20 protein-coding genes and 1 pseudogene are annotated in these 24,869 nt (G+C 59.2%); 11 read left to right on the top strand and 10 right to left on the bottom strand.

Annotated features, from left to right (window positions below; genetic code table 11):
- Positions 1 to 287: 287 nt before the first annotated feature.
- Together ygjG and EXW94_RS26200 are read left to right on the top strand one after the other, a co-directional pair.
- The gene (gene ygjG / locus EXW94_RS26205) at positions 288 to 1,667 is read left to right on the top strand and encodes a putrescine aminotransferase (protein ID WP_042715413.1); all 1,380 of its coding nucleotides are present in this window, start codon (positions 288 to 290) and stop codon (positions 1,665 to 1,667) included.
- A gap of 96 nt (positions 1,668 to 1,763) precedes the next feature.
- On the top strand, positions 1,764 to 2,735 hold the full coding sequence (locus EXW94_RS26200) for a hypothetical protein (protein WP_174341490.1): 972 nt from the start codon (positions 1,764 to 1,766) through the stop codon (positions 2,733 to 2,735).
- Positions 2,736 to 2,776: 41 nt separating this feature from the next.
- On the opposite strand, the gene EXW94_RS26195 is transcribed toward EXW94_RS26200, so the two are convergent.
- Entirely contained in the window at positions 2,777 to 3,379 is a 603-nt protein-coding gene (locus EXW94_RS26195) for a helix-turn-helix domain-containing protein (protein ID WP_108416169.1), read from the bottom strand.
- A 42-nt stretch (positions 3,380 to 3,421) separates the two neighbouring features.
- Here EXW94_RS26195 and EXW94_RS26190 point away from each other — a divergent pair, with 42 nt between their 5' ends.
- Together EXW94_RS26190 and EXW94_RS26185 are read left to right on the top strand one after the other, a co-directional pair.
- On the top strand, positions 3,422 to 4,108 hold the full coding sequence (locus EXW94_RS26190; RefSeq protein WP_120158582.1) for a B3/4 domain-containing protein: 687 nt from the start codon (positions 3,422 to 3,424) through the stop codon (positions 4,106 to 4,108).
- Between the two features lie 12 nt (positions 4,109 to 4,120).
- Positions 4,121 to 4,969: a dihydrodipicolinate synthase family protein gene (locus EXW94_RS26185; protein WP_120158581.1), complete on the top strand. Its 849-nt coding sequence runs from the start codon at positions 4,121 to 4,123 to the stop codon at positions 4,967 to 4,969.
- 91 nt (positions 4,970 to 5,060) lie between these two features.
- Here EXW94_RS26185 and lsrG read toward each other — a convergent pair whose 3' ends face one another.
- The 6 genes and pseudogenes from lsrG to lsrA all read right to left on the bottom strand — a co-directional run bounded on the left by lsrG (position 5,061) and on the right by lsrA (position 10,747).
- Positions 5,061 to 5,354, bottom strand: a complete 294-nt coding sequence (lsrG, locus tag EXW94_RS26180; RefSeq protein WP_003862606.1) for a (4S)-4-hydroxy-5-phosphonooxypentane-2,3-dione isomerase — start codon at positions 5,352 to 5,354, stop codon at positions 5,061 to 5,063.
- A complete protein-coding gene (gene lsrF, locus EXW94_RS26175) occupies positions 5,351 to 6,238 on the bottom strand; it encodes a 3-hydroxy-5-phosphonooxypentane-2,4-dione thiolase (RefSeq protein WP_108416166.1) in 888 nt (295 codons plus the stop codon). The genes lsrG and lsrF overlap by 4 nt, the downstream gene beginning before the upstream one ends.
- A gap of 11 nt (positions 6,239 to 6,249) precedes the next feature.
- Positions 6,250 to 7,251, bottom strand: coding sequence for an autoinducer 2 ABC transporter substrate-binding protein LsrB (gene lsrB, locus EXW94_RS26170; RefSeq protein ID WP_042715406.1), 1,002 nt, complete (start codon positions 7,249 to 7,251; stop codon positions 6,250 to 6,252).
- A gap of 1 nt (position 7,252) precedes the next feature.
- Positions 7,253 to 8,230 (bottom strand): autoinducer 2 ABC transporter permease LsrD, encoded by a 978-nt coding sequence (lsrD, locus tag EXW94_RS26165; protein ID WP_063432331.1) that lies wholly within the window; start codon positions 8,228 to 8,230, stop codon positions 7,253 to 7,255.
- Positions 8,231 to 9,263, bottom strand: a pseudogene (gene lsrC / locus EXW94_RS26160) (autoinducer 2 ABC transporter permease LsrC).
- Positions 9,260 to 10,747 carry an autoinducer 2 ABC transporter ATP-binding protein LsrA gene (lsrA, locus tag EXW94_RS26155; protein WP_174341580.1) on the bottom strand — a complete coding sequence of 496 codons (1,488 nt, stop codon included), beginning with the start codon at positions 10,745 to 10,747 and terminating at the stop codon, positions 9,260 to 9,262. Before lsrA ends, lsrC begins: the two are co-directional and overlap by 4 nt.
- A gap of 215 nt (positions 10,748 to 10,962) precedes the next feature.
- Between lsrA and lsrR the strand changes: the two genes are divergently transcribed.
- The 3 genes from lsrR (at position 10,963) to EXW94_RS26140 (ending at position 15,755) form a co-directional block, all read left to right on the top strand.
- Entirely contained in the window at positions 10,963 to 11,934 is a 972-nt protein-coding gene (gene lsrR / locus EXW94_RS26150; protein ID WP_174341489.1) for a transcriptional regulator LsrR, read from the top strand.
- Positions 11,935 to 11,967: 33 nt separating this feature from the next.
- Complete coding sequence (lsrK, locus tag EXW94_RS26145; protein ID WP_174341488.1) at positions 11,968 to 13,548, top strand: autoinducer-2 kinase; 1,581 nt, start codon at positions 11,968 to 11,970, stop codon at positions 13,546 to 13,548.
- Between the two features lie 185 nt (positions 13,549 to 13,733).
- A complete protein-coding gene (locus EXW94_RS26140; protein WP_174341487.1) occupies positions 13,734 to 15,755 on the top strand; it encodes an NADPH-dependent 2,4-dienoyl-CoA reductase in 2,022 nt (673 codons plus the stop codon).
- 139 nt (positions 15,756 to 15,894) lie between these two features.
- On the opposite strand, the gene rlmG is transcribed toward EXW94_RS26140, so the two are convergent.
- On the bottom strand, positions 15,895 to 17,031 hold the full coding sequence (gene rlmG / locus EXW94_RS26135; RefSeq protein ID WP_032640477.1) for a 23S rRNA (guanine(1835)-N(2))-methyltransferase RlmG: 1,137 nt from the start codon (positions 17,029 to 17,031) through the stop codon (positions 15,895 to 15,897).
- A gap of 83 nt (positions 17,032 to 17,114) precedes the next feature.
- On the opposite strand from rlmG, the gene EXW94_RS26130 reads away from it, so the two are divergent.
- The 4 genes from EXW94_RS26130 (at position 17,115) to sstT (ending at position 21,401) form a co-directional block, all read left to right on the top strand.
- Positions 17,115 to 17,618, top strand: a complete 504-nt coding sequence (locus EXW94_RS26130; RefSeq protein WP_047347756.1) for a YgjP-like metallopeptidase domain-containing protein — start codon at positions 17,115 to 17,117, stop codon at positions 17,616 to 17,618.
- Positions 17,619 to 17,688: 70 nt separating this feature from the next.
- On the top strand, positions 17,689 to 18,687 hold the full coding sequence (locus EXW94_RS26125) for a Gfo/Idh/MocA family protein (RefSeq protein WP_120158575.1): 999 nt from the start codon (positions 17,689 to 17,691) through the stop codon (positions 18,685 to 18,687).
- A gap of 250 nt (positions 18,688 to 18,937) precedes the next feature.
- Positions 18,938 to 19,903 carry a TerC family protein gene (locus EXW94_RS26120; protein ID WP_174341486.1) on the top strand — a complete coding sequence of 322 codons (966 nt, stop codon included), beginning with the start codon at positions 18,938 to 18,940 and terminating at the stop codon, positions 19,901 to 19,903.
- Positions 19,904 to 20,159: 256 nt separating this feature from the next.
- Positions 20,160 to 21,401, top strand: a complete 1,242-nt coding sequence (gene sstT / locus EXW94_RS26115; RefSeq protein WP_126815499.1) for a serine/threonine transporter SstT — start codon at positions 20,160 to 20,162, stop codon at positions 21,399 to 21,401.
- An 83-nt stretch (positions 21,402 to 21,484) separates the two neighbouring features.
- On the opposite strand, the gene EXW94_RS26110 is transcribed toward sstT, so the two are convergent.
- Complete coding sequence (locus tag EXW94_RS26110) at positions 21,485 to 22,972, bottom strand: UxaA family hydrolase (protein ID WP_174341485.1); 1,488 nt, start codon at positions 22,970 to 22,972, stop codon at positions 21,485 to 21,487.
- A 17-nt stretch (positions 22,973 to 22,989) separates the two neighbouring features.
- Complete coding sequence (uxaC, locus tag EXW94_RS26105) at positions 22,990 to 24,402, bottom strand: glucuronate isomerase (protein WP_108416155.1); 1,413 nt, start codon at positions 24,400 to 24,402, stop codon at positions 22,990 to 22,992.
- Positions 24,403 to 24,869: the final 467 nt, after the last annotated feature.

Here is a 24,869-nt window from a genome sequence, read left to right as displayed (position 1 = left end):
TCGATTGATTTAAAATACTTTCGTAGAGAAATTACCCGCAAAGCATGATCTATTAACGCCCACTTAAGTGGCATCTTTCGCACCACTCCGGTGCAATTGACCCCCATCCATCGCGTTCTCCCCTCTCTCCCCTTCATCCCATCAGGCTGGTATCGGCATGATTAAATATTGCGCAACATTATTTTAACCTGGTGTTTATCCCGATTTTCGTTAAGTCCGCTGAAGTGGCGTAATCCCTGCAATACTTAACGCAGTATCATGTGATACGCGATCCCCGGGAGCACATTTTGAACAGGTTACCTTCCAGCGCCTCGGCTCTTGCCTGTACCGCGCACGCACTGAATCTCATTGAGAAGCGAACGCTCGATCATGAGGAGATGAAACAACTTAACCGAGAGGTCATCGATTACTTTAAAGAGCATGTGAATCCTGGTTTTCTTGAGTATCGCAAATCTGTTACCGCCGGCGGGGATTACGGAGCCGTAGAGTGGCAAGCGGGAAGTCTGAACACGCTTGTCGACACCCAGGGACAGGAATTTATCGATTGCCTGGGGGGTTTTGGTATTTTCAACGTGGGGCACCGTAATCCAGTTGTGGTTTCCGCCGTACAGAATCAACTTGCGAAACAACCTCTCCATAGCCAGGAACTGCTCGACCCGCTTCGCGCCATGCTCGCGAAAACGCTGGCGGCCTTAACGCCCGGCAAACTGAAGTACAGCTTCTTTAGCAACAGCGGCACGGAATCGGTCGAAGCGGCGATTAAACTCGCCAAAGCGTACCAGTCGCCGCGCGGGAAATTCACCTTTATCGCCACCAGCGGCGCGTTCCACGGGAAATCCCTGGGTGCACTGTCGGCGACCGCCAAATCCACCTTCCGCAAACCGTTTATGCCGCTGCTGCCGGGCTTCCGCCACGTGCCGTTCGGTGACATTAACGCCATGCGCACCGTGCTGAGTGAATGCCGTAAAACCGGCGACGATGTGGCAGCGGTGATCCTGGAGCCGATTCAGGGTGAAGGCGGCGTGATCTTGCCTCCGCAGGGCTATCTGCCCGCCGTGCGTCAGCTGTGCGATGAGTTTGGCGCGCTGCTGATCCTCGACGAAGTGCAAACCGGCATGGGGCGCACCGGCAAGATGTTTGCCTGCGAGCATGAAAACGTTCAGCCGGACATCCTGTGCCTGGCGAAGGCGCTCGGCGGCGGCGTGATGCCAATAGGCGCAACGGTAGCAACGGAAGAGGTGTTCTCGGTGCTGTTCGACAACCCGTTCCTGCATACCACCACCTTTGGCGGCAACCCGCTGGCCTGTGCGGCGGCGCTGGCGACCATCAACGTGCTGCTGGAGCAAAACCTGCCCGCGCAGGCGGAGCAGAAAGGCGACATGCTGCTGGACGGCTTCCGCCAGTTGGGGAGGGAATACCCGGACCTTGTGCAAGAGGCGCGCGGTAAAGGGATGCTTATGGCAATCGAGTTTGTCGACAACGAAATCGGCTACAGCTTCGCGAGCGAGATGTTCCGCCAGCGGGTGCTGGTGGCCGGGACGCTCAACAACTCGAAAACCATCCGCATTGAGCCACCGCTGACGCTGACGATTGAGCAGTGTGAGCAGGTGCTGAAAGCGGCGCGCAAAGCGCTGGCAGCGCTCAGGGTGAGTGTGGAAGAGGCGTAATATAAACACCCCCTCCGCGGGAGGGGGTGTTTAATGACCCGTCTGGCAGAATACGATATCATTCCTGCAATATCGGCTATCTTCTCCTGAGGGACCATGCGCTATTTTTTCCTGGAATGGGTCAATCCTTTCGAAATCATGATGCTTAACTCGCTTGCTAAGGATCATCCCGTAAAGCAAATTAATCGCATTATGCGACGCTACAAATCGATCAATGCCCTACTGCCAGGCGAGGCGTTAAAAAAATGGCATAAACGCACGCACTGTGCCGTTAAATTATCGGCAATCAAACGGGATGATATCGCGATTTGTAATGGCTACAGCGTCTTTCCTTTCCTGGATTATGTCGCCAGCATGCCATGTAAAAAAGTGTTGATTCTGCGCGACTCCATTGATGCCCTGACGCGCAAACGTCGTTTTCTTGGACAACTGGCGCAGGATGCGGATTACATCGAGACCGTTCGGCCCGTCTTTGATGCTATTTATAGCTTTGATCCTGCTGATTGCGAGCGCTATAACTTGCGTGCTATCGAGCAGTTTTTGCCGTTTAGCTGGCAAGAAATCCAGCAATTTCAAAAAGAGAGCGCAGCTGAAAATAAAAGCTGCTTTTTTGTCGGTGGCTATGAACCCATTCGGGCAGATGTTCTTCGTACCCTGACACCGGTACTTGAAAATAGCGGTTATGAGACAGATTTTTACCTGCTGGATAAGTACAATAATCAGGATAACTATCCCAGTAATTGTCAGAATAAAAAACTCAGCTATCTGGACAATATTAAAAAAGCCAAACACTGCTCAATTATGCTGGAAATAAACAAACCTGAGCAAAATGGTTTAACACTCCGCGCACTGGAAGCACTGGTTCTGAATAAGAAGCTGATCACCACCAATGCGTCGATTAAAACGATGGCGCTGTACGATCCCGCCCGTATTTTTATTTATAACGGAGTCGATACCGAGGGTCTGGACGCATTTCTTCAAAGCGACCTGCCTGCAAGAGATGAAAAACTCCTCAGACAATACAGTGCAGACAGCCTGCTCGCTACGTTGCAGAATCATCATTCCTGAAAGACGTTCGCCCGGTAAGCGTAGCGCCACCGGGCTGCTTTTTAACGGTGAAACTCCGCCACCGTCATAGTGAAGCGCAGTACGCTCTCCCCTTCGTTCGCATAACCGTGCGCCGCTTCGGTTTTCGCCACCGCCGACGCGCCAGCATTCACCTGCGTAACCGTCTCGTCCACCGTCAGCGTCAACACGCCTTCGTTCACGTGCAGCAGCTCAAAGGTTCCCGCCGGATGCCCCGAAGAGGTAAAGCGCTCCCCCGGCTGCATCTCCCACTGCCATAATTCAATCATGTCCGGGCCCGCGGTGCCTGCCAGCAGCCTGGCGTAACCGCCCTGTGCGCCCTGCCACAGAACCGGGATCGCCGCTTCTTCAATAATGTGCACCAGCGGCTCGCTGGAGACGTTGACGATATCCGCCACCGAGATGCCGAGCGCGGCGGCCAGCTTGCACAAAATGGCGATGCTGGGGTTGGCTGCGCCCTTTTCGATCTCCACCAGCATGCCTTTGCTGACGCTGGCTCGGCGGGACAGCTCGTCCAGCGACAGCTTTTTCTCTTTACGCCAGTTGCGGATGCGGTTCGCCACGGCCAGGCTTACCTGGGCAACATCGGCACCCGAATCAGTCATTATATTGACTTTTTCAGTCATTGGTCACTACCATAGTATAAAACAGTCAATACAGGATTATTTATGTCTCTCGTTACGCCGTCAATAGATTCGCGACTTGCCGACATTGCGCCCGGCTTTCGGGCGCTGAGCATTCTGGTTGAAGCCGCGCCGATTACCCAACCGGAGGTTGCGCCCGCCGCGCTGGCGCAGGCCAGCCAGCAGATGTTGAATGACGATGTGCAGTGGGCTGATGCACACCTTTCAGACTGGGATGAGGTGTTTAAAGCGTTCGGCGCGAAACCGAAACGCACGCCCTGTTCCGCCGCGGCCCTGCGCAAGAGGGTGCTGAAAGACGGTTCGCTGCCATCGCTGGATCCGGTCGTGGATATCTATAATGCGGTGAGCATTCGCTATGCCATTCCGGTGGGTGGGGAAAATCTGGCGGCGTACTCGGGTGCGCCACGCCTGACGCTGGCCGACGGCAGCGAGCCGTTTGATACCTTTAAAGAGGGCCAGCCGGTGGTGGAATACCCGGATGCTGGCGAGGTTATCTGGCGCGACGACCTCGGCGTCACCTGCCGCCGCTGGAACTGGCGACAGGGAGTGCGTACCCGTCTGGACAGCCGGGCGCAATCTATGTGGTTTATTCTTGAAAGCCTGCCGTCGATGCCGCTTGAGGCACTGGCAGAGGCGGGAGAAGAGCTGGTCAACAACCTGCAGCGGCTGATGCCGGGAGCCACGGCTCAGGTTCAGCTGCTGACGCTGTAAGAGGACAACACGATGTTTCACGGGTTAAGCGCGTTTCCGTTAACGCCCCTGAAAGAGGGAACGTTTGACGAGCAGTCCTTCATCAATCTTCTGCGCCCCGTGGTCGACGCTGGCGTGGATTCACTGGGCATTTTGGGCTCAACGGGAAGTTATGCCTATCTGACCGTAGAAGAGCGCGGCCGGATCGCACGCTGCGCGGTGGCGCATGCTGATGACATTCCGGTCATCGTCAGCATCGGGGCATTACGGCTGGACGATATTCTGCGTTTGGCTGACGACGCGCAGGCGGCAGGCGTCTCCGGCGTGCTGCTGGCACCCGTGTCGTACCAGCGATTAACGGAAGACGAAGTGTTTAATCTCTATGAAACGGTGACCCGCCAGATCTCCGTACCGCTGTGCATTTACGATAATCCCGCTACTACCGGTTTTTCGTTTAGCGATGAACTGTTATTTGCCGTCGCGGCCCTGCCGAATATTGGATCCATAAAGCTTGGCCGCGTGCCGGAAGACCTGTCGCAGGTACGCGCTCGTCTTCCTGATACCGTCACGCTGGGCATCGCCGGTGACTGGCGAGCGGCCTCCGCCCTGCATACCGGGTTTGACGTCTGGTACTCGGTGGTCGGCGGGTTGTTTCCGCAAACAGCGCTGGCGATTGCCCGTTCGAAAGAGGCGGCACTATCCGAGCGGCTGGAGCCGCTGTGGGAATTGTTCCGTCGATACGGCAGCTTACGGGTTATCGCGGCGGCAGCAGAGATGATGGGGAAAGTAGCTGCACCTGCATTGCCGTTCCCGTTACAGGCGGTTCAGGGTGAGCCGCGTGAAGCGCTCGCCGGGATACTTGCGGCTCTTGAGCTGGCCTGAAAAACGCCGGATGGCGCTAACGCTTACCCGGCCTACCGCACCGTCCCGCCCCCCGTAGGCCCGGTAAGCGCAGCGCCACCGGGCAAATCCGCTACTCCGGCAACAACCCCACAAAACTGCGTTTCTTGCGCGGCTCCGACATCAACTCCTCAAGCTTATCCACGCACGCCAGATAGTGCGGGGTTTGCTTATGCGCCAGCACCGCCTCCTCGTCTTTATAGGCCTCGTAGATAAAGAACCGGGTTTTCACCCTCGGGTCCTGCAATACGTCAAAGCGCAGGTTTCCCGGCTCCTTGATTGCCCCCTCGTGGTTGGCGCGAAACACCTCCAGAAACTCGTCCACCCGCTCGGGCTTGATGTTGATCTCAACCAGCGTCACGTTCATTTTGCTTCTCCCTGTTTCTCTTCCTGCCAGAACTGGAACGCATCGCGGGCGTTCCAGTTCTCGTGAACCACTTTCTTCACCGCCTTCAGCATGGCGAGCGGCGCGCTGGACTGGAAGATGTTGCGCCCCATGTCCACGCCGGATGCCCCCTGGTCGATCGCGCGCCAGCACATCTCCAGCGCCTCGTGCTCTGGCAGTTTTTTGCCCCCGGCGATGACGATCGGCACCGGGCAGCTGGCGGTCACTTTTTCAAAGCCCTCGTCCACGTAGTAGGTTTTGACGAACTGCGCCCCCATTTCGGCGGCGATGCGGCTGGCGAGCGAGAAATAGCGCGCGTCACGCGCCATCTCCTTGCCGACGCCCGTCACCGCCAGCGTCGGCATGCCGTAGCGCGCGCCCGCATCGACAAGCTTGATGATGTTGTTGATCGACTGATGCTCAAACTCGCTGCCGATGTACACCTGCGCCGCCACCGCGCAGACGTTCAGGCGCAGCGCGTCCTCCATCGCCACCGCCACGCACTCGTTCGACAGCTCGCCCAGAATCGAATTACCGCCGGAGGCGCGCAGCACCACCGGTTTGTTCGTCGAGGCTGGCACCTGGCTCCTGAGGATGCCGCGGGTGCACATCAGCACGTCGGTTTCACCAAACAGCGGCGCGATAGAGAGATCGATACGCTCAAGGCCGGTGGTCGGCCCCTGAAAGTAGCCGTGGTCAAAGGCCAGCATCACCGTGCGGTTGCTTTGCGGATTGAAGATGCGCGAAAGCCTGGACTGCATGCCCCAGTCCAGCGAGCCGCAGCCCTTCAGGGTGTAAGGCACATTCTGCTGCGGCGTGCCGATGCCAAAATCCTTGCCGTCTTTGATGTCGTCTAAATCAGCCATTTGCTCCCCCGTCAGAAATCGTATTTGCTGATGTTCTCTTTGGTGAACACCACGCGCTCCGGCAGCAGCACGATGCCGTTGCCCTTCGCCTCATACTGGTAGCCCTGCACGCTGTTCGGCTCGACCTTCAGCGCGCCGATGTCTTTTACGTCCACGCTGTCGCCGACGTTAAGATCGCCTTTTTTCAGCAGGCGATCGGCGACATTGACCGCAATTTTGCCCTGTTGCACCACATCCCACAGGCCGAAGGCTTTTACCGTGCCGCGCTCAACGTACGGACGCATCACGTTCGGCGTGCTGAAGCCGACAATCGCCACCCCTTCGCGTTTCAGGTTTTCCGCCGCCTGCGCCGCTGCTGGCAGCGCGTTGGCATCCGGGGCGATGATGGCATCCAGATCCGGATACGCTTTTAAGATCCCTTCGGCGGTTTGCAGAGATTTGGTGGCATCGTTATAGCCAAACTGGGTGGTGACGACCTGCCACTGAGGATGATCTTTCTCGATTTTGGCCTTCGCCTCTTTCACCCACTGGTTCTGGTCGGTAACGGTCGGGCTGGAGTAGAAGAACGCCACTTTAGCGTTCGGTTTGGTGACCTGTTTGCCCGCCATCTCAACCAGCAGGCCGCCCAGCTGTTCCGGCGTTCCCTGGTTGATGTAGATGCTGCGGCACTCCGGCTTGGTGTCGGAATCCCAGGTCAGGACCTTGACCCCGCGCTGCATCGCGCGCTTCAGCGCCGGGCAGAGGCCGTCCGGGGACACGGCGGAGACGATAATGGCGTTATAGCCCTGGTTGACGAAGTTATTGATGAGCTGCACCTGGCCGGAGACGCTCGGCTCGGTCGGGCCGTCGTAGGTCACGTCCACGCCGAGATCTTTCCCCGCCTCTTTCGCGCCGTTGCCGCCGCTGGTGAAGAAGCCCACGCCCACCAGCTTCGGGATAAAGGCAATGCGGTCCGCCGCCTGCGCCGAGGCGAAGCTGAGGGCCATTGCCAGGACGAACAGTTTTGTTTTCATCTTACGCTCCGGATAGTTTTCTAAAGAGAGAACGCACCCACTCGCGGTGCAGACTCAGCGAACGTCCCATCACCACCACAACCAGCAGCGCCCCTGACAGCGCGCTCGACACCTGGTTAGGGATGCCGACCATCTGTAAACCCTGCTGCAGGTAGCCCACCAGCAGCGCCGCCAGCGCCGTACCCACAACCGAACCTGACCCGCCGTAGATATTCGCCCCGCCGAGCACGGCGGCGGTGAGCGCGGGCATCAGTAAATCGCGCCCCAGATCCGAACGCGCGGAGCCGAAATAGGAGACCATCACCAGCGCGGCAACCGCCGAGGCCACGCCCACCAGGCCGTACAGCGCATAGGGCATGCCGTTCACCGACAGCGCCGCATAGCGCGCCGCGCGAGGATTCTGGCCGATTAAAAACAGGTGACGACCAAAGCGCCCGCGATGGGTAATCAGCCAGAAGAAAAACGTAATCACCGCGAACAGCACCAGCGGGATCGGCATGCCCAACACCGTGAGGTTAGCGAACGCCGTGAAGCTGTCCGGGAAGCCGCCGATGCCCTCGTAGCCCGTCGCCCCCGCCATGCCGGAGAGCAGCAGCGCGCCGCCGCCGTAGAGGTAGAGCGTGCCGAGGGTGATCACCAGCGGGCTGATGCCGGTGTAGTGAATAAGCGCGGCATTAAATAATCCGCACAGCAGGCCGAGCAGCAGCGTCAATGGAACGGCGACCGCCATCGGCCATCCCGCCTGCATCATCACGCCCAGCGCAATGGCGCACAGGCCGATGGTCGATCCGAGGGAGATGTCGATCCCGCCGCTGATAATCACCAGCGTGAGCGGCAGCGCCACAATGCCAATACAAATGAAGTCGCTGGTGCTGAACAGCAGCATGTTGATATCAAGCATGCGCGGGTTGATGGCGCCAAAGAGCAGGATCTCCAGCACCAGTAAAATGAGCAGCGCGCTTTCCCAGTTAAGCCTCATTTACGCCACCTCTTTTTTGCGTTTTGGAAAAGGGGTCACGTGCTTTCCCCCTCTGTTGCCCGGCTGGAAGCGGCCATACTTCAGCGCCCGCTGGTGACGCGCCAGCGCCTGGCGCAGACGTCCGTCGAGCACCAGCACGCCCAGCAGCACCAGCCCGGCGATAAAGTCGTTCCACCACGCCGGGAGCCTGAATAGCACCAGCACGGTATCGATTTGCGTCAGGAAGAAGGCCCCGAGCAGCGCACCAACCAGCGTGCCCGTGCCACCCAGCAGCGAAATGCCGCCGAGCACGCAGGCGGCGATGGCCTTCATTTCCAGCCCGCTGCCGGTCTGGTTCGGCACAAAGCCAATCTGCGCGGCAAAGACAATTCCGGCGCAGGCCGCCAGCATGCCGTTGAGGGTAAAGGCGAGCATGCGGGTGCGGTTCACCGCCACGCCCAGCTGGCGCGCGGCGGCGAGGTTATCCCCCACCGCGTAGAAATCACGACCGAACGCGGTGCGCGACAGCGTCCACGCGCCTGTGGCCGCGATAATCAACACGACTATTCCGAGCGGTGAAATGCCGATGGCGGCAGGCTCAGAGAGGGATTTTAGCGCTTGCGGCAGTCCTTCAATCCACTTCCCGCCCGTCCAGAGCAGCATCGCCCCGCGGTACAACCCCAGCGTGCCGAGGGTGGCGACAATCGCCGGAATGCGCAGCCCCCACCACCAGAAACCCGTTGAACGCCCCGGCCAGCGCGCCAGTCGACAGCGCGAAGAGAATGGAAACGGGCAGGCTGTAGCCGCTGTTCAGCGCTACACCCACGGCGATGGCGGACAGCCCCACGGTGGAGCCAACGGACACGTCGATATTGCGGGTCAGCATCACAAGCGCGGCACCGATGGCCAGCAGGATCAGGATCTGCGCGCTGGCGAAGATCATCCCCAGCGTCTGCAGGCTGAAGTAAGACGGGTTCAGCGCCACCAGCACGGCGAACAGCGCCAGAATGGCGAGAAACGCGCTCAGCTCGCGGTTTTTGAGTAAGGTCTTCATGATTGCCCTCCGAACGCCAGCGCCATCATCTTGTCGAGGCTGACGGCGTGACGCGGCAGCTCTCCGTTGAGCACGCCCTGATGCATCACCAGCACCCGGTCCGCAAGGCCCGGGAACTCGTCGAGATCGCTTGAGATCATCAGCACCGCCACGTTCTGCGCCGCCACGCTTTTTATCAGCTGATAGATGTCGGCGCGCGCCGAGACGTCCACCCCGCGCGTCGGTTCATCGACTATCAGCAGTAAAGGATTAGCCTCGAGACAGCGCGCCAGCAGCACCTTCTGCTGGTTGCCGCCGGAGAGCGTGCGTACGGTTTGATCCGCATGGTTAAGCTTGATCCCCAGCGCCCGGTGGTAACGCTCCACCACCGCAGACTCCCGCTTGCGCTGCTGCCAGAGAGACGGTTCGTTCAGCGCCACGGTGTTCCAGCGGATCGGCGCGTCGAGGAACAGGCCGGACACCTGCCTGTCTTCTGGCAGATAGACCAGCCCTTTTTCCAGACGTGAACTTACCGGCTCGCCGGTGATCTCCTGATTTTCCAGCCAGACGCGGCCCCCGCGCACAGGCCGCAGGCCGTAGAGCGTTTCCGCAAACTCAGTGCGCCCGGATCCCACCAGCCCGGCCAGGCCAACGATCTCCCCGGCGTAGATCTCAAGGCTGAGATCGATAAACCCTTCCCCGGTGAGAACGTCCACCCGCAGCACCGGGAAATCCTGCGGCTGGGTGCGGCGGTTGCCCGGCAGCGCCAGCCACAGCTTCTGCGTATCGCTGAGAGATTTATCGCGGCTTACCGGCGTCATGGCGGCGATCAGGGCGCTGTCGTCAAACTGCGCGGTTTCGCCGCTCAGCACCACCGCGCCGTCGCGCATCACCGAGACGTGGCTCGCCAACTGGCGAATTTCCGGCAGCTTGTGCGAGATAAAAACAATCCCGACGCCGAGTGCCTGCAGGGCGCGGATCTGGCGAAATAGCCGCTCGGTTTCGCCGGGCGTGAGGGAGGCCGTGGGTTCGTCGAGGATCAGGATCCTGGCGTTGCGCATCAGGCCGCGCAGGATCTCCACCATCTGCTGATCCGCCACTTCCAGGGTGCTGGCGGCGGCATCGAGGTTCAGCTGGCACTGGAGCTGCTGAAGCTTCTCCGCCAGGCGCTTTTCCCGATCGCGCTCGCGCGGCAGGCGAAACAGGATGTTTTCCCGCACCGTCAGGTTGGGGAACAGCAGCGGCTCCTGCGGCACCAGGTAAATGCCTAACCTGTGCGCCTGCACGGGCGTGAGCCGCGCATATGACTGCCCCTCGACAGAAAGTTCACCGCTGTCCGGCGTTTCCACCCCGGCGATGATCTTCATCAGCGTCGATTTTCCCGCGCCGTTCCCGCCCATCAGGGCGTGCACCTGGCCCGCAAGCAGCGTGAAATCAATGCCTTTCAGAACCGGCACGCCTGAGAACTGCTTGCTGATATTTCGCGCGTCGAGAAGTGGTGTCATCATCGCTCCGCTATTGAACAAATGATTTTTAGATTTAATAATGTTCAAAAGCGTAGACGGTGAACTATATTTACAACCGTGCAGGGATCACAGTTTTATCGATTGAGATACAGATAAACCAGAAACGATCTAAAAGATCCGTTTTGTCGCGTGGCTCACACTTTCCCTCCGCGCCATCACGAACATATGATCTAAATTTTTATAAGAGTTCAACTATGAGCGATAAACGCACTGCGGAAGAAGGACGGTTTGCCGGGCTGGCACTGGCGGAAGAGGAACTCGTGGCGCGCGTGGCGTGGTGCTATTACCACGACGGGCTGACCCAGAACGACATCGGCGAGCGGCTCGGGCTGCCGCGTCTGAAGATTTCTCGCCTGCTGGATAAGGGCCGCCAGTCCGGGGTGATCCGCGTACAGATCAACTCCCGCTACGAGGGCTGTCTGGCGCTGGAGACCGAGCTACAGCAGCGCTTTGGCCTGAAGCTGGTGCGCGTGATGCCGGCGTTAAATACGCCGCCGATGAACGTGCGGCTGGGTATTGGCGCGGCGCAGTCGCTGATGGGCGTACTGGAGCCCGGCCAGCTGCTGGCGGTGGGGTTTGGTGAAACCACCATGAGCAGCCTCCAGCACCTGAGCGGCTTTATCAGCTCGCAGCAGATCCGCCTGGTGACGCTCTCCGGCGGCGTGGGGCCCTATATGACCGGTATCGGCCAGCTGGACGCGGCCTGCAGCGTGAGCATGATCCCCGCCCCGCTTCGCGTGTCATCTGCCGAGGTGGCCGGGATCTTAAAACGCGAGACCAGCGTGCGGGACGTGATCCTCGCCGCCACCGCCGCCGACGTGGCGGTAGTCGGCATTGGTTCGGTGAACCAGCGCCGTGACGCCACGATACTGCGCTCCGGCTATATCAGCGAAGGTGAACAGCTGATGTACGCCCGCAAAGGCGCGGTCGGCGACATTCTCGGCTATTTCCTCAATGCCGAGGGCGAATGCGTTGAGGAGCTGGAGATCCATAAAGAACTGCTGGGCGTTACGCTCGATGAACTGGCGCAGCTGCCCACCATCGTTGGCGTGGCCGGAGGGGAAGAGAAAGCCGATGCGATTTATGCCGCACTGAAGGGCCGCCGTATCAATGGCCTGGTGACGGAGGAGACGACAGCCCGCGCGGTGCTGGCTCTGGCCGGATAAGAGTCTGCCCTGCGCTAACAATGAGGCAAGCTCATGAGTTACCTTTTAGCGTTAGATGCAGGGACAGGCAGCGTTCGCGCCGTGATTTTCGATTTACAGGGCAACCAGATTGCCGTCGGCCAGGCCGAGTGGAAGCACCTGAGCGTGGAGAACGTGCCGGGGTCGATGGAGTTCGACCTCGAGACCAACTGGCGGCTGGCCTGCCAGTGTATTCATCAGGCGCTGGCGCGTGCAGACCTGAGCGCGGCGGATATTCAGTCCGTCGCCTGCTGCTCGATGCGCGAAGGGATCGTGCTGTACGACCGCAACGGCGAGGCCATCTGGGCCTGCGCCAACGTCGACGCCCGCGCCAGCCGCGAGGTGGCCGAACTCAAAGAGATCCACGACGACCGTTTTGAATCCGAAGTGTATGAGGTTTCCGGCCAGACGCTGGCGCTGAGCGCCATGCCGCGCCTGCTGTGGCTGGCACACCATCGTCCGGATATTTACCGCAAGGCCGCCACCATCACCATGATCAGCGACTGGCTGGCGGCGAAGCTCTCGGGCGAGCTGGCGGTCGACCCGTCTAACGCGGGCACCACCGGCATGCTGGATCTTTTCTCCCGCGACTGGCGGCCGGCGCTGCTCGACATGGCCGGCCTGCGCGCCGATATCCTCTCCCCGGTGAAAGAGACCGGCACCGTGCTGGGCGCTATCACCAAAGAGGCCGCGCAGCAGAGCGGCCTGCGCGAAGGCACGCCGGTGGTGATGGGCGGCGGCGACGTGCAGCTGGGCTGCCTGGGGCTGGGCGTGGTTCGCGCCGGGCAAACGGCGGTGCTGGGCGGTACCTTCTGGCAGCAGGTCGTAAACCTGCCGCAGGTGCGCACCGACCCCGAGATGAACATCCGCGTGAACCCGCACGTTATCCCCGGCATGGCGCAGGCGGAGTCGATCAGCTTCTTTACCGGGCTGACCATGCGCTGGTTCCGCGACGCCTTCTGCGCGGAGGAAAAGCTGATTGCCGAGCGGATGGGGATGGACACCTATTCCCTGCTGGAAGAGATGGCGAGCCGCGTGCCGGCGGGCTCCCACGGGGTGATGCCGATCTTCTCCGACGCGATGCATTTTAAGCAGTGGTACCACGCCGCACCGTCGTTTATTAATCTCTCCATCGACCCGGAAAAGTGCAACAAAGCGACGCTGTTCCGCGCCCTGGAAGAGAACGCGGCGATTGTCTCGGCCTGCAACCTGGCGCAGATCTCGCACTTTTCCGGCGTGACATTTGAGAGCCTGGTGTTTGCAGGCGGCGGGGCTAAGGGCGCACTCTGGAGCCAGATATTAAGCGACGTCACCGGGCTGCCGGTGCGCGTGCCGGAGGTGAAAGAGGCGACAGCGCTCGGCTGCGCCATTGCGGCAGGCGCGGGCGCGGGGCTGTTTGCGGATATGGCCTCGACGGGCGAGCGGCTGGTGAAGTGGAGCCGCGAGTTCACGCCGAACCCGCAGCACCGCGAGCTGTACGACGGCATGATGCAGAAGTGGCAGGCGGTGTACGCCGACCAGCTGGGGCTGGTGGACAGCGGGCTGACGACGTCGATGTGGCAGGCACCGGGGCTGGTGCGGGCAACGGCGCCGTAAAAAACGCCGGATGGCGCTGCGCTTATCCGGCCTACGGTTTTGTAGCCCCGGTAAGCGCAGCGCCACCGGGGAAGTTCTTTGAGATCTATCACAATCATTCGATCCCGCTTTTACCTTTCCGCTGCCGCTGGCTAAATTAGTAACTCATCCGACCACATAACAATAATTTTACACTGGAAGAGACTATGAGCCGCTACCCGTCGTTATTCGCCCCCCTCGATCTGGGGTTCACCACACTCAAAAACCGCGTGTTGATGGGCTCGATGCACACCGGGCTGGAGGAGCATCCGGACGGGGCCGAGCGTCTGGCGGCCTTCTATGCCGAGCGCGCCCGCCACGGGGTGGCGCTGATAGTCACCGGCGGCGTGGCCCCTGCCCCTTCCGGCGTGGGCATGGAGGGCGGCGCGGTCCTGAACGATGCGTCACAGCTGCCGCACCACCGCATTGTGACCGACGCGGTCCACCGCGAGGGCGGTAAAATCGCCCTGCAAATCCTGCACACCGGACGCTACAGCTATCAGCCGAACCTGGTCGCGCCGTCGGCTCTTCAGGCACCGATTAACCGCTTTAAACCTCACGCTCTCACCCACGACGAGATCCTGGCATTGATTGACGACTTCGCCCGCTGCGCGGCGCTGGCCCGCGAGGCGGGCTACGACGGCGTTGAGGTGATGGGCTCAGAAGGCTACCTGATCAACGAATTCCTCGCCGCCCGCACCAACCAGCGCGACGACGAATGGGGCGGCGACTATGCCCGCCGGATGCGCTTTGCCGTGGAGGTGGTTCGCGCGGTGCGCGAACGTGCGGGCGCGGACTTTATTATCGTCTTCCGCCTGTCGATGCTCGACCTGGTGGAAGGCGGCGGGACGTTCGACGAAACCGTGCAGCTGGCGCAGGCGATTGAAGCCGCAGGTGCCACGATTATCAACACCGGTATCGGCTGGCACGAGGCGCGCATCCCGACCATCGCCACGCCGGTACCGCGCGCGGCGTTCAGCTGGGTAACGCGCAGGCTGAAGGGCAAAGTGTCTGTTCCGCTGGTCACCACTAACCGCATTAACGATCCGCAGGTGGCGGACGATGTGATTTCACGCGGCGATGCCGATATGGTGTCGATGGCGCGTCCGTTCCTCGCGGATGCCGAACTGCTCTCCAAAGCGCAAAGCGGCCGTGCGGATGAGATTAATACCTGCATCGGCTGTAACCAGGCCTGTCTGGATCAGATCTTCGTCGGCAAGGTGACCTCTTGCCTGGTTAACCCGCGCGCCTGCCATGAAACCAAAATGCCGGTCGTTCCGGCGGTCAATAAAAAACGCCTGGCCGTGGTGGGCGCAGGCCCGGCGGGGCTGGCGTTTGCGGTGAATGCCGCCTCGCGCGGGCACAGCGTGACGCTGTTTGATGCGCTGGCGGAGATTGGCGGGCAGTTTAATATCGCCAAACAGATCCCCGGCAAAGAGGAGTTCTATGAAACGCTGCGCTATTACCGCCGGATGATCGAGCTTACAGGCGTCGATCTGCGGCTTAACCAGTTTGTCAGCGCGGCGGATCTGATCGATTTCGACGAGGTGATCCTGGCAAGCGGGATCGTACCGCGCCTGCCTGCGATCGAGGGTATCGATCATCCGAAGGTGTTGAGCTATCTGGACGTTTTGCGCGACAAAGCGCCGGTTGGCGAGAAGGTGGCGATTATCGGCTGCGGCGGGATCGGTTTTGATACCGCGATGTACTTAAGCCAGCCGGGCGAGGCCACCAGCCAGAACATTGCCGAGTTTTGCGTGGAATGGGGTATCGATACCAGCCTGAGCCAGTCCGGCGGGCTACGCCCGGAAGGGCCGCAACTGCCGAAAAGCCCGCGCCAGATCGTGATGCTGCAGCGCAAAGCCAGCAAGCCGGGCGAAGGGCTGGGCAAAACCACGGGCTGGATCCACCGCACCACCCTGCTATCACGCGGGGTGAAGATGATCCCGGCGGTCAGCTACCAGAAGATCGATGACGAGGGGCTGCACGTCACGATCGGCGGCGAACCGCAGCTGCTGCGCGTGGATCATGTCATTTTATGTGCCGGGCAGGAGCCGAAGCGCGATCTGGCGGATCCGCTGCGCGAAGCCGGTAAAACGGTGCATTTGATCGGCGGGTGCGATGTGGCGATGGAGCTGGACGCGCGGCGGGCGATTGCGCAGGGGACGAAGTTGGCGCTGAGTATTTAACTGCATCGCCCGGTGGCGCTTCGCTTACCGGGCCTACGAGTCCGAGGCCATTGTAGGCCCGGTAAGCGAAGCGCCACCGGGCATCAGACCGCACACTACGTAGGCCTGCGCAAGCGAAGCGCCGCCAGGCAAAACAATCTTAACGACGACGTCCCAGCTTCACCGCCTTCAGCACCACAAACTTGTTGTTCGTCGCAATGGTGACGCAGTTGCCGAAAATCTTCTTCAGCTTGTGGAAGTAGTCCAGGTGGCGGTTCGCCACGATGTACAGCTCGCCGTTGATTTTCAGGCAGCGGCGCGCGTGGTGGAACATCTCCCACGCGACGTTATCCGTCAGGGCGTGCTTCTGGTGGAACGGCGGGTTGCAGAACACGGCGTTGAAGCGGAACGGCTCTACGCCCGACAGCGCGTTGTTGATCATAAACTCGCAGCGGTCCAGCGCTTCCGGCATGTTGGTTTCCACGTTCAGACGGCTGGAGGCCACCGCCATAGGCGATTCGTCGCTGAACACCACGCTGGCGTCCGGGTTCTTCGCCAGCAGCGTCAGGCCAATCACGCCGTTGCCGCAGCCCAGATCGACAATCTCACCTTCCAGATTTTCCGGCAGATGTTCCATAAAGAAACGCGCGCCGATATCCAGCCCGGTGCGGGAGAAAACGTTCGCATGGTTGTGGATGGTCCAGTCGGTCCCTTCCAGCTTCCAGCTCAGCGTCTCGGGCGCGTCGGCCAGTTCCGGCGCGCTGAAGGTGCAGTTGATCAGGCGAGCTTTTTTCCACGCCAGCGTGGTGGTGGTTGGGCCGAGGACTTTCTCGAACAGCTCCAGCGTCGAGGTGTGAATATCGCGCGCTTTGGCGCCCGCGATAATGCGCGTATCCGGCGTCACGACCTTACGCAGCGCGCGCAGCTGTTGCTCCAGCAGCGCCATGGTTTTTGGCACCTTAATCAGCACCACGCCCGGCGCCTGCGGGTAGTCCGCGGTGCTGTCGAGGAACTTCACGCTGGACTCTTCGATGTCGTTGTGACGCAGGTTTTCACGCGTCGCCAGCTCGCTCAGGTAGGAATCGCCGATGCTGTATGGCGTGTGCTCCGCCAGGGCGCAGCCCAGCGCGCCAAACGCGTCATTCAGGATCAAAACCGGGCCGCGGATTTCAGTCTCATCCAACTGCTGCAGCAGATATTCATCCGCCGCTTCCCACGCCATGAGCGGGTTAACGTCGTCCGTTTCCGGGAAACGTTTAAGGTTGAGTGAACGGAAACCGTTGTCTAAGTGGCTCATCGGCCCTCCTGAATGGTAAAATTTGGCGTATCCCTGAAAAGGGTGCGTGAGTATACCCGTTTTATTGTCGATTTGGGGCGTTGATGAACCAACTTACTTATCTCCAGGGCTATCCGGAGCATTTACTGACTCAGGTTCGCAGCCTGATTGCCGAGCAGAAGCTCGGCGCAGTGCTGGAAAAACGCTATCCGGGCACGCACGATTTCGCGACCGATAAGGCCCTCTGGCAGTATACGCAGGATCTGAAAAGCCGTTATCTCAAGAGCGCGCCGCCGATCAACAAGGTGATGTACGACAACAAGATCCACGTGCTGAAAAACGCGCTCGGCCTGCACACCGCCATCTCCCGCGTGCAGGGCGGCAAGCTGAAGGCGAAGGCCGAAATCCGCGTTGCGACGGTTTTCCGTAACGCGCCGGAAGCCTTTCTGCGGATGATCGTCGTCCATGAGCTGGCGCATCTGAAAGAGAAAGAGCACGACAAAGCGTTCTATTCCCTGTGCTGCCACATGGAGCCGCAGTACCACCAGCTGGAGTTTGATACCCGGCTATGGCTTACGCATTTATCGTTAAATAGTAATGCGGAATAGCGCACGCGAATTGTCATGATGACGTGCTACAGTGGCTAAAGGTTCCCCGCTACGGAGTACGTAAACGTTTATGATACGTTTCGCAGTCATTGGAACGAACTGGATCACGCGCCAGTTCGTCGACGCCGCCCACGAAACCGGCAAATATAAGCTTACCGCGGTCTATTCCCGCAGCCTCGAGCAGGCGCAGAGTTTTGCTAACGACTACCTCGTTGAGCATCTCTTCACCTCGCTCGACGAGATGGCGCAAAGCGACGCCATTGACGCGGTCTATATCGCCAGCCCGAACTCCCTGCACTTCCCGCAAACGAAGCTGTTCCTCAGCCATAAAAAGCATGTGATTTGCGAGAAGCCGCTGGCATCGAATATTCAGGAAGTGGAAGCGGCCATTGCGCTTGCCCGCGAAAACCAGGTGGTGCTGTTCGAAGCGTTTAAAACCGCCAGCCTGCCGAATTTCCTGCTGCTGCAGCAGTCCCTGCCGAAAATTGGCAAAGTGCGTAAAGCCTTTATCAACTACTGCCAGTACTCGTCGCGCTACCAGCGCTACCTGGACGGCGAGAACCCGAACACCTTTAACCCGGCCTTCTCTAACGGCTCGATTATGGATATCGGTTTCTATTGTCTGGCCTCCGCCGTGGCGCTGTGGGGCGAGCCGCATGGCGTAACGGCCACCGCCAGCCTGCTGGAAAGCGGCGTGGATGCGCACGGTTTAGCGGTGCTGGACTACGGCGATTTCAGCGTGACGCTGCAGCACTCCAAGGTGAGCGATTCGGTGCTGCCGAGCGAAATTCAGGGCGAAGCGGGCGCGCTGGTTATCGAGAAGATCTCCGAGTGTCAGAAAGTGAGCTTTGTGCCGCGCGGCGGTAAAGCGCAGGAGCTGACGCAGCCTCAGCATATTAACACTATGCTCTATGAGGCAGAGGTCTTCGCCCGTCTGGTGGAAGACAACGAAGTGAATCACCCGGGCCTCGCGGTGAGCCGCACCACGGCGAAACTGCAAACGGAGATCCGCCGTCAGACCGGCGTGGTGTTTCCGGCAGACGACGTGAGCGCGGAAGCTATCGCGTAAAACTGTGTAATGAAACCGTGCAGACCATTGACGAAACCAATGGTCTGACATATTTTGTTACCTGCAAAGGGGAGTAACTTCTTCGCCGGTGGATCGTCATTACGATGCGTTAAACACGCATCCGGTCGCCGGGCAACCCTCGTGGTTGTAAGTGAGACCTTGCCGGAAGGCGAGGTCTATGCATAAAAAGCTAACGGCTATCGTCTTCTGACCATGGCCGTTTTTGTTTTTTATGTGTAAGGAAAATAGTATGCATTCTGTCGGCACTCCAATGTTGTGGGGCGGATTCGCGGTTGTCGTGCTCATCATGCTGGCGATCGACCTCTTTTTGCAGGGTCGTCGTGGCGAGCACGGCATGAGCGTTAAGCAGGCCGCCGTCTGGTCGCTGGTCTGGGTTACCCTCTCACTCCTCTTCTGCGCCGCTTTCTGGTGGTATCTGGCCTCGACCGAAGGCCGCGCGGTGGCCGATCCTCAGGCGCTCGCCTTCCTCACCGGCTATCTGATTGAAAAAGCCCTGGCGGTTGATAACGTCTTCGTCTGGCTGATGCTGTTCAGCTACTTTGCCGTGCCTGCAGCCCTGCAGCGTCGCGTGCTGGTGTACGGCGTGCTGGGTGCCATTGTCCTTCGTACCGTCATGATCTTCGCCGGCAGCTGGCTGATTACCCAGTTCGAATGGCTGCTGTATGTCTTCGGCGCGTTCCTGCTGTTCACCGGTATCAAAATGGCGCTGGCGAAAGAAGACGATACCGGTATCGGCGATAAGCCGCTGGTGAAGTGGATCCGCGGCCATCTGCGCATGACGGACAAGATTGAGAGCGAGCACTTCTTCGTGCGCAAAAACGGCCTGCTGTTTGCCACCCCGCTGCTGCTGGTGCTGATCCTGGTTGAGCTTAGCGACGTGATTTTTGCGGTGGACAGCATCCCGGCTATCTTTGCGGTCACTACCGACCCGTTCATCGTGCTGACCTCTAACCTGTTTGCGATCCTCGGCCTGCGTGCGATGTACTTCCTGCTGGCGGGCGCGGCAGAACGCTTCTCGATGCTGAAGTATGGTCTGTCGGTGATCCTGGTGTTTATCGGCATCAAGATGCTGATCGTCGATTTCTACCACATCCCGATCGCCATTTCGCTCGGCGTGGTGTTCGGCATTCTGATCGTGACGCTGATTATCAATACCTGGGTTAACCGCCAGCACGATAAGAAGCAGCAGGCTTAATGCGTTTTGCCCGGTGGCGCTGCGCTTACCGGGCCTACAACGTCACTCCGTAGGCCGGGTAAGCGCAGCGCCACCCGGCATTTTCGTTAACCAATAGTTAAAAAACATGACGCAACACGTAAAATCCAGCATTTTACGCTTCCGCCTTTCGCTGCTTTCCCTGATACTCAACCAGGCAAACAAATACTTACATCCGGACACAAATGTGACTTAGAGCACATCCAGGATGGAACGCAATTTCACTCAGGAATAACGTATGAGCACACAATCACGCGGTCTGTTCGCGCGCCTGGCGCAGGGCAGTCTTGTAAAACAAATTCTGGTCGGGTTGGTACTGGGTATTCTGCTGGCGATGGTGTCAAAACCCGCTGCGGAAGCCACGGGACTGCTCGGGACGCTGTTCGTGGGCGCACTGAAGGCCGTCGCACCGGTACTGGTTCTGATGCTGGTGATGGCGTCAATCGCTAACCACCAGCACGGACAAAAAACCAACATTCGCCCTATTCTGTTCCTGTATCTGCTGGGAACCTTCTCTGCTGCCTTAACGGCCGTGGTGTTTAGCTTCCTGTTCCCGTCCACGCTGCACCTGACCAGCGCGGCCGGTGATATCACGCCGCCATCCGGCATTGTGGAAGTTCTGCGCGGCCTGCTGATGAGCATGGTTTCTAACCCTGTCACGGCGTTGATGAACGGAAACTACATCGGCATCCTGGTCTGGGCGATTGGTCTGGGCTTCGCGCTGCGCCACGGTAACGACACCACGAAACACCTGGTCAACGATTTGTCGAACGCCGTGACCTTTATGGTGAAACTGGTGATTCGCTTTGCGCCTATCGGGATCTTTGGTCTCGTTTCTTCGACGCTGGCAACCACCGGTTTCGACGCGCTGTGGGGCTACGCGCAACTGCTGGTTGTTCTGGTCGGTTGTATGCTGCTGGTCGCGCTGGTCATTAACCCACTGCTGGTGTTCTGGCAGATCCGCCGCAACCCGTATCCGCTGGTGCTGACCTGCCTGCGCGAGAGCGGCGTGTACGCCTTCTTCACCCGCAGTTCGGCGGCGAACATTCCAGTCAACATGGCGCTGGCGGAGAAGCTGAACCTGGACCGCGATACGTATTCCGTATCGATCCCGCTGGGTGCAACCGTGAACATGGCGGGCGCAGCAATCACTATTACCGTGCTGACCCTGGCGGCGGTGCATACGCTGGGTATTCCGGTGGATCTGCCGACCGCACTGCTGCTGAGCGTGGTGGCGTCGCTGTGTGCCTGTGGCGCATCGGGCGTGGCGGGCGGTTCGCTGCTGCTGATCCCGCTGGCGTGTAATATGTTTGGCATCCCGAACGAGATCGCGATGCAGGTTGTGGCCGTCGGCTTTATCATCGGCGTGCTGCAGGATTCCTGCGAAACCGCGCTGAACTCCTCTACCGACGTGCTGTTCACCGCAGCGGCCTGTCAGGCGGAAGACGCGCGTTTAGCGAAGAACGCATTGCGCGGGTAAAAAAAGCCCGGTGGCGGCTACGCCTTACCGGGCCTACAGGGTTTAGTAGGTCGGGTAAGCGCTAGCGCCACCCGACATAACATTTACAGCGTCACACCACTCTTAAAAATCGCCAGCTCGCGGAAGTCGTTCTTCTCGTTACAGGTCTGCTTACCGTTGGCAAATTCCACGATAGTGTCCACAAACTCCGTCAGCAGTTGCGGCATCCCTTTGCCGTGGATCAGCTGGCCCGCATCAAAATCGATCCAGTGCTTTTTCTTTGCCGCCAGCTCGCTGTTGGTGGCGATTTTCACCGTCGGCACAAACCCGCCGTACGGCGTACCGCGACCGGTACTGAACAGCACCATATGACAACCCGCACCCGCCAGCGCGCTGGTGGCGACCGCATCGTTGCCCGGTGCGCTGAGCAGGTTCAGCCCGTGCGTTTTCAGGCGCTCGCCGTAGCGCAGCACGTCCACCACCTGGCTCGCGCCCGCTTTCTGGGTGCAGCCGAGGGATTTCTCTTCCAGCGTGGTGATCCCCCCCGCCTTGTTGCCCGGCGACGGGTTCTCATAAATCGGCTGATTATGGGCGATGAAGTACTGTTTGAAGTCGTTCACCATGGTGACGGTTTTCTCAAACGTCTCTTCGTCGCGGCAGTGGCTCATCAGAATACGCTCCGCGCCGAACATTTCCGGCACTTCGGTCAGCACCGTGGTGCCGCCGTTAGCGATGACGTAGTCGGAGAAACGGCCGAACATCGGGTTAGCGGTAATGCCTGAAAGACCATCAGACCCGCCGCACTCCAGACCAAACTTCAGCTCGCTCAGCTTGCCCGGCTCGCGCTTGTCATGGCGCATGACGTCATACAATTGATGAAGCTGCTCCACGCCCGCTTCCACTTCGTCGTCCTGATGCTGGCACACCATAAAATGCACGCGCTCAGGGTCGAATTCCCCCAGCGTGTCGCGGAAAGCGTCAACCTGATTGTTCTCGCAGCCAAGGCCAATCACCAGCACCGCGCCTGCGTTCGGGTGGCGCACCATGTTTTGCAGCATGGTGCGGGTATTGATGTGGTCGTCACCCAGCTGCGAGCAGCCGTAGGTATGGCTGAACAAATGCACGCCGTCAGTGCCTTCGGCATCATTGGTCTCTTTCAGGAAACGCGTCTGAATTTGACGCGCAATCCCGTTCACGCAGCCGACAGTCGGAAGGATCCACAGTTCATTGCGGATCCCCACCTCGCCGCTGGCGCGACGGTAGATCTGCACGTCACGATCTGCCGCCTGTCCGGCTTCCGCCTGGAAATCAGGTTGATAGCTGTACTCGTCCAGATCGCTCAGATTGGTGCGGGTATTGTGGGAGTGAATATATTCACCCGGTGCAATATCCGCCAGCGCATGACCGATGGGCAAACCGTACTTCACCACGTTCTCCCCTTTCGCAATGGGGATCAGGGCAAACTTGTGTCCACGCCCAATGGCCTGGCACAACGTGACCGACTGACCGTCGAACGTGACGTTCGTTCCTTCGGTCAAATCCGCCAGCGCGACGGCCACGTTATCCAGCGAATGGATTTTGATGTATTGCATATCAACCTCAGACGGCCTTAGTTCAGTTCAATGGCGAAGTAGTCACGCGCATTGTTAAAGCAGATGTTTTTCACCATTTCGCCCAGCAGCTGGATATCCGCTGGCGCTTCGCCCGCGTGCACCCAGCGGCCAATCATCTGGCACAGAATGCGGCGGAAATATTCATGACGGGTATAGGACAGGAAGCTGCGGCTGTCGGTCAGCATGCCGACAAAGCGGCTTAACAGGCCAAGCTGCGCCAGCTGCGTCATCTGACGCTCCATGCCGTCTTTCTGATCGTTGAACCACCAGCCGGAGCCGAACTGCATCTTGCCCGGCATCCCTTCGCCCTGGAAGTTGCCGACCATGGTACCCAGCACTTCGTTATCGCGCGGGTTCAGGCAGTAGAGGATGGTTTTTGGCAGCAGATTTTGCTCGTTCTGTTTGCTCAGCAGTTTGGACAGCTCTTCCGCCAGCGGACGGTCGTTGATGGAGTCGAAGCCCACATCCGCACCGATCAGTTTGAACTGGCGCTGGTTGTTATTACGCAGCGCGCCGATATGGTACTGCTGTACCCAGCCGCGACGCGCGTATTCCGCGCCGAGGAACACCAGCACCGCCGTTTTAAACTGCGCCACTTCGTGCTCGCTCAAGTCTTCGCCGGAGAGACGACGCGCCAGAATGCTGTCCAGCTCGGCTTCGTTTGATTCGGCAAACAGCACCACGTCCAGCGCGTGGTCAGAGACTTTACAGCCGTGCGCCGCAAAGTGATCCAGGCGTTTGGTCAGCGCGGTTTGCAGGTCAGCAAAACGACGAATATCGGTATCGGACACTTCCGCCAGCTTCGCCATGTAGTCAGTGAAGGTGGCCTGCTCAATGTTGAAGGCTTTATCCGGGCGCCAGCTTGGCAGCACTTTAATGTCGAAAGAGGTGTCTTTCGCAACGACGGCGTGGTGCTCGAGCGAATCGACAGGATCGTCGGTGGTGCCGACCATCTTCACGTTCATCTGCTTCATAATGCCGCGTGCGGAGAACTGTTCCTGCGCCAGCAGCGCGTTGCATTGATCCCAGATTTCATCCGCAGTCGCGGGAGAAAGCAGTTTACCGGTGATACCAAACGGACGACGCAGTTCAAGATGCGTCCAGTGGTATAGCGGGTTGCCGATGGTATGCGGAACGGTGGCCGCCCAGGCGTCAAACTTCTCGCGATCGGTGGCATCGCCGGTGCACAGGCGCTCAGCGACGCCGTTGGTGCGCATCGCGCGCCATTTATAGTGGTCACCCTTCAGCCAGATATCATACAGGTTTTTGAATCGGTAATTTTCGGCAACCTGCTGCGGCGGTAAATGGCAGTGGTAGTCGAAAATCGGCTGGTCCTTTGCGTAGTCGTGGTACAGGCGGCGAGCAAATTCGGTATCTAACAGAAAATCGTCGGTCATAAACGGCGTCATTATCGTCTTCCTCATTACGGGAGCGTCAGAAAGCGTATGTTCATATGCTGCAAAGTTATCACACCAATTTCCACCCGCCGAAGTTTTTTTCGTGAGTCAGATCAATAAACGTCGACAAAAAAATTACCCCAAATGGAGTAAACCCTCTCACAGACCGCGCCAATGCTGGCTTTGCTCGCACCGCGGAATATCCCTACAAAGATTCACACATTTGTGATGTCACTCACCTTTTAAAGTTGTATGACAAGTTATCGTTTCGCCGTCGCAAACACTACGCCGACGGAATGCATTGCTGGTGTCAAGAACATCAGATTTAACGGTACGGAAACCGACTTATGCACGATGACTTATGGCAAGGTTCGGGCCGTTCCGGGACATCTCCCGGTTATGCCCCTCCCGTTACTGAACAACTCCCGGCAACGGTTGAGTTGTTACCGTGTTCTGGCACGGAAATAACATAACGATGA

The sequence above is a fragment of the Enterobacter sp. JMULE2 genome (genome assembly GCF_013337145.1).
In the GTDB taxonomy this organism is placed as follows: Bacteria; Pseudomonadota; Gammaproteobacteria; order Enterobacterales; family Enterobacteriaceae; genus Enterobacter; species Enterobacter mori.
Note: the sequence above shows the minus strand (reverse complement) of the source record. Positions and strands in the feature narration are given on the sequence as shown.

Bases quoted from the DNA above. Each gene is read 5' to 3' on its own strand.
- EXW94_RS26200 (WP_174341490.1), top strand. From the start codon at position 1,764: ATGCGCTATTTTTTCCTGGAATGGGTCAATCCTTTCGAAATCATGATG.
- EXW94_RS26195 (WP_108416169.1), bottom strand. From the start codon at position 3,379: ATGACTGAAAAAGTCAATATAATGACTGATTCGGGTGCCGATGTTGCC.
- EXW94_RS26190 (WP_120158582.1), top strand. From the start codon at position 3,422: ATGTCTCTCGTTACGCCGTCAATAGATTCGCGACTTGCCGACATTGCG.
- EXW94_RS26185 (WP_120158581.1), top strand. From the start codon at position 4,121: ATGTTTCACGGGTTAAGCGCGTTTCCGTTAACGCCCCTGAAAGAGGGA.
- lsrG (WP_003862606.1), bottom strand. From the start codon at position 5,354: ATGAACGTGACGCTGGTTGAGATCAACATCAAGCCCGAGCGGGTGGAC.
- lsrF (WP_108416166.1), bottom strand. From the start codon at position 6,238: ATGGCTGATTTAGACGACATCAAAGACGGCAAGGATTTTGGCATCGGC.
- lsrB (WP_042715406.1), bottom strand. From the start codon at position 7,251: ATGAAAACAAAACTGTTCGTCCTGGCAATGGCCCTCAGCTTCGCCTCG.
- lsrD (WP_063432331.1), bottom strand. From the start codon at position 8,230: ATGAGGCTTAACTGGGAAAGCGCGCTGCTCATTTTACTGGTGCTGGAG.
- lsrA (WP_174341580.1), bottom strand. From the start codon at position 10,747: ATGACACCACTTCTCGACGCGCGAAATATCAGCAAGCAGTTCTCAGGC.
- lsrR (WP_174341489.1), top strand. From the start codon at position 10,963: ATGAGCGATAAACGCACTGCGGAAGAAGGACGGTTTGCCGGGCTGGCA.
- lsrK (WP_174341488.1), top strand. From the start codon at position 11,968: ATGAGTTACCTTTTAGCGTTAGATGCAGGGACAGGCAGCGTTCGCGCC.
- EXW94_RS26140 (WP_174341487.1), top strand. From the start codon at position 13,734: ATGAGCCGCTACCCGTCGTTATTCGCCCCCCTCGATCTGGGGTTCACC.
- rlmG (WP_032640477.1), bottom strand. From the start codon at position 17,031: ATGAGCCACTTAGACAACGGTTTCCGTTCACTCAACCTTAAACGTTTC.
- EXW94_RS26130 (WP_047347756.1), top strand. From the start codon at position 17,115: ATGAACCAACTTACTTATCTCCAGGGCTATCCGGAGCATTTACTGACT.
- EXW94_RS26125 (WP_120158575.1), top strand. From the start codon at position 17,689: ATGATACGTTTCGCAGTCATTGGAACGAACTGGATCACGCGCCAGTTC.
- EXW94_RS26120 (WP_174341486.1), top strand. From the start codon at position 18,938: ATGCATTCTGTCGGCACTCCAATGTTGTGGGGCGGATTCGCGGTTGTC.
- sstT (WP_126815499.1), top strand. From the start codon at position 20,160: ATGAGCACACAATCACGCGGTCTGTTCGCGCGCCTGGCGCAGGGCAGT.
- EXW94_RS26110 (WP_174341485.1), bottom strand. From the start codon at position 22,972: ATGCAATACATCAAAATCCATTCGCTGGATAACGTGGCCGTCGCGCTG.
- uxaC (WP_108416155.1), bottom strand. From the start codon at position 24,402: ATGACGCCGTTTATGACCGACGATTTTCTGTTAGATACCGAATTTGCT.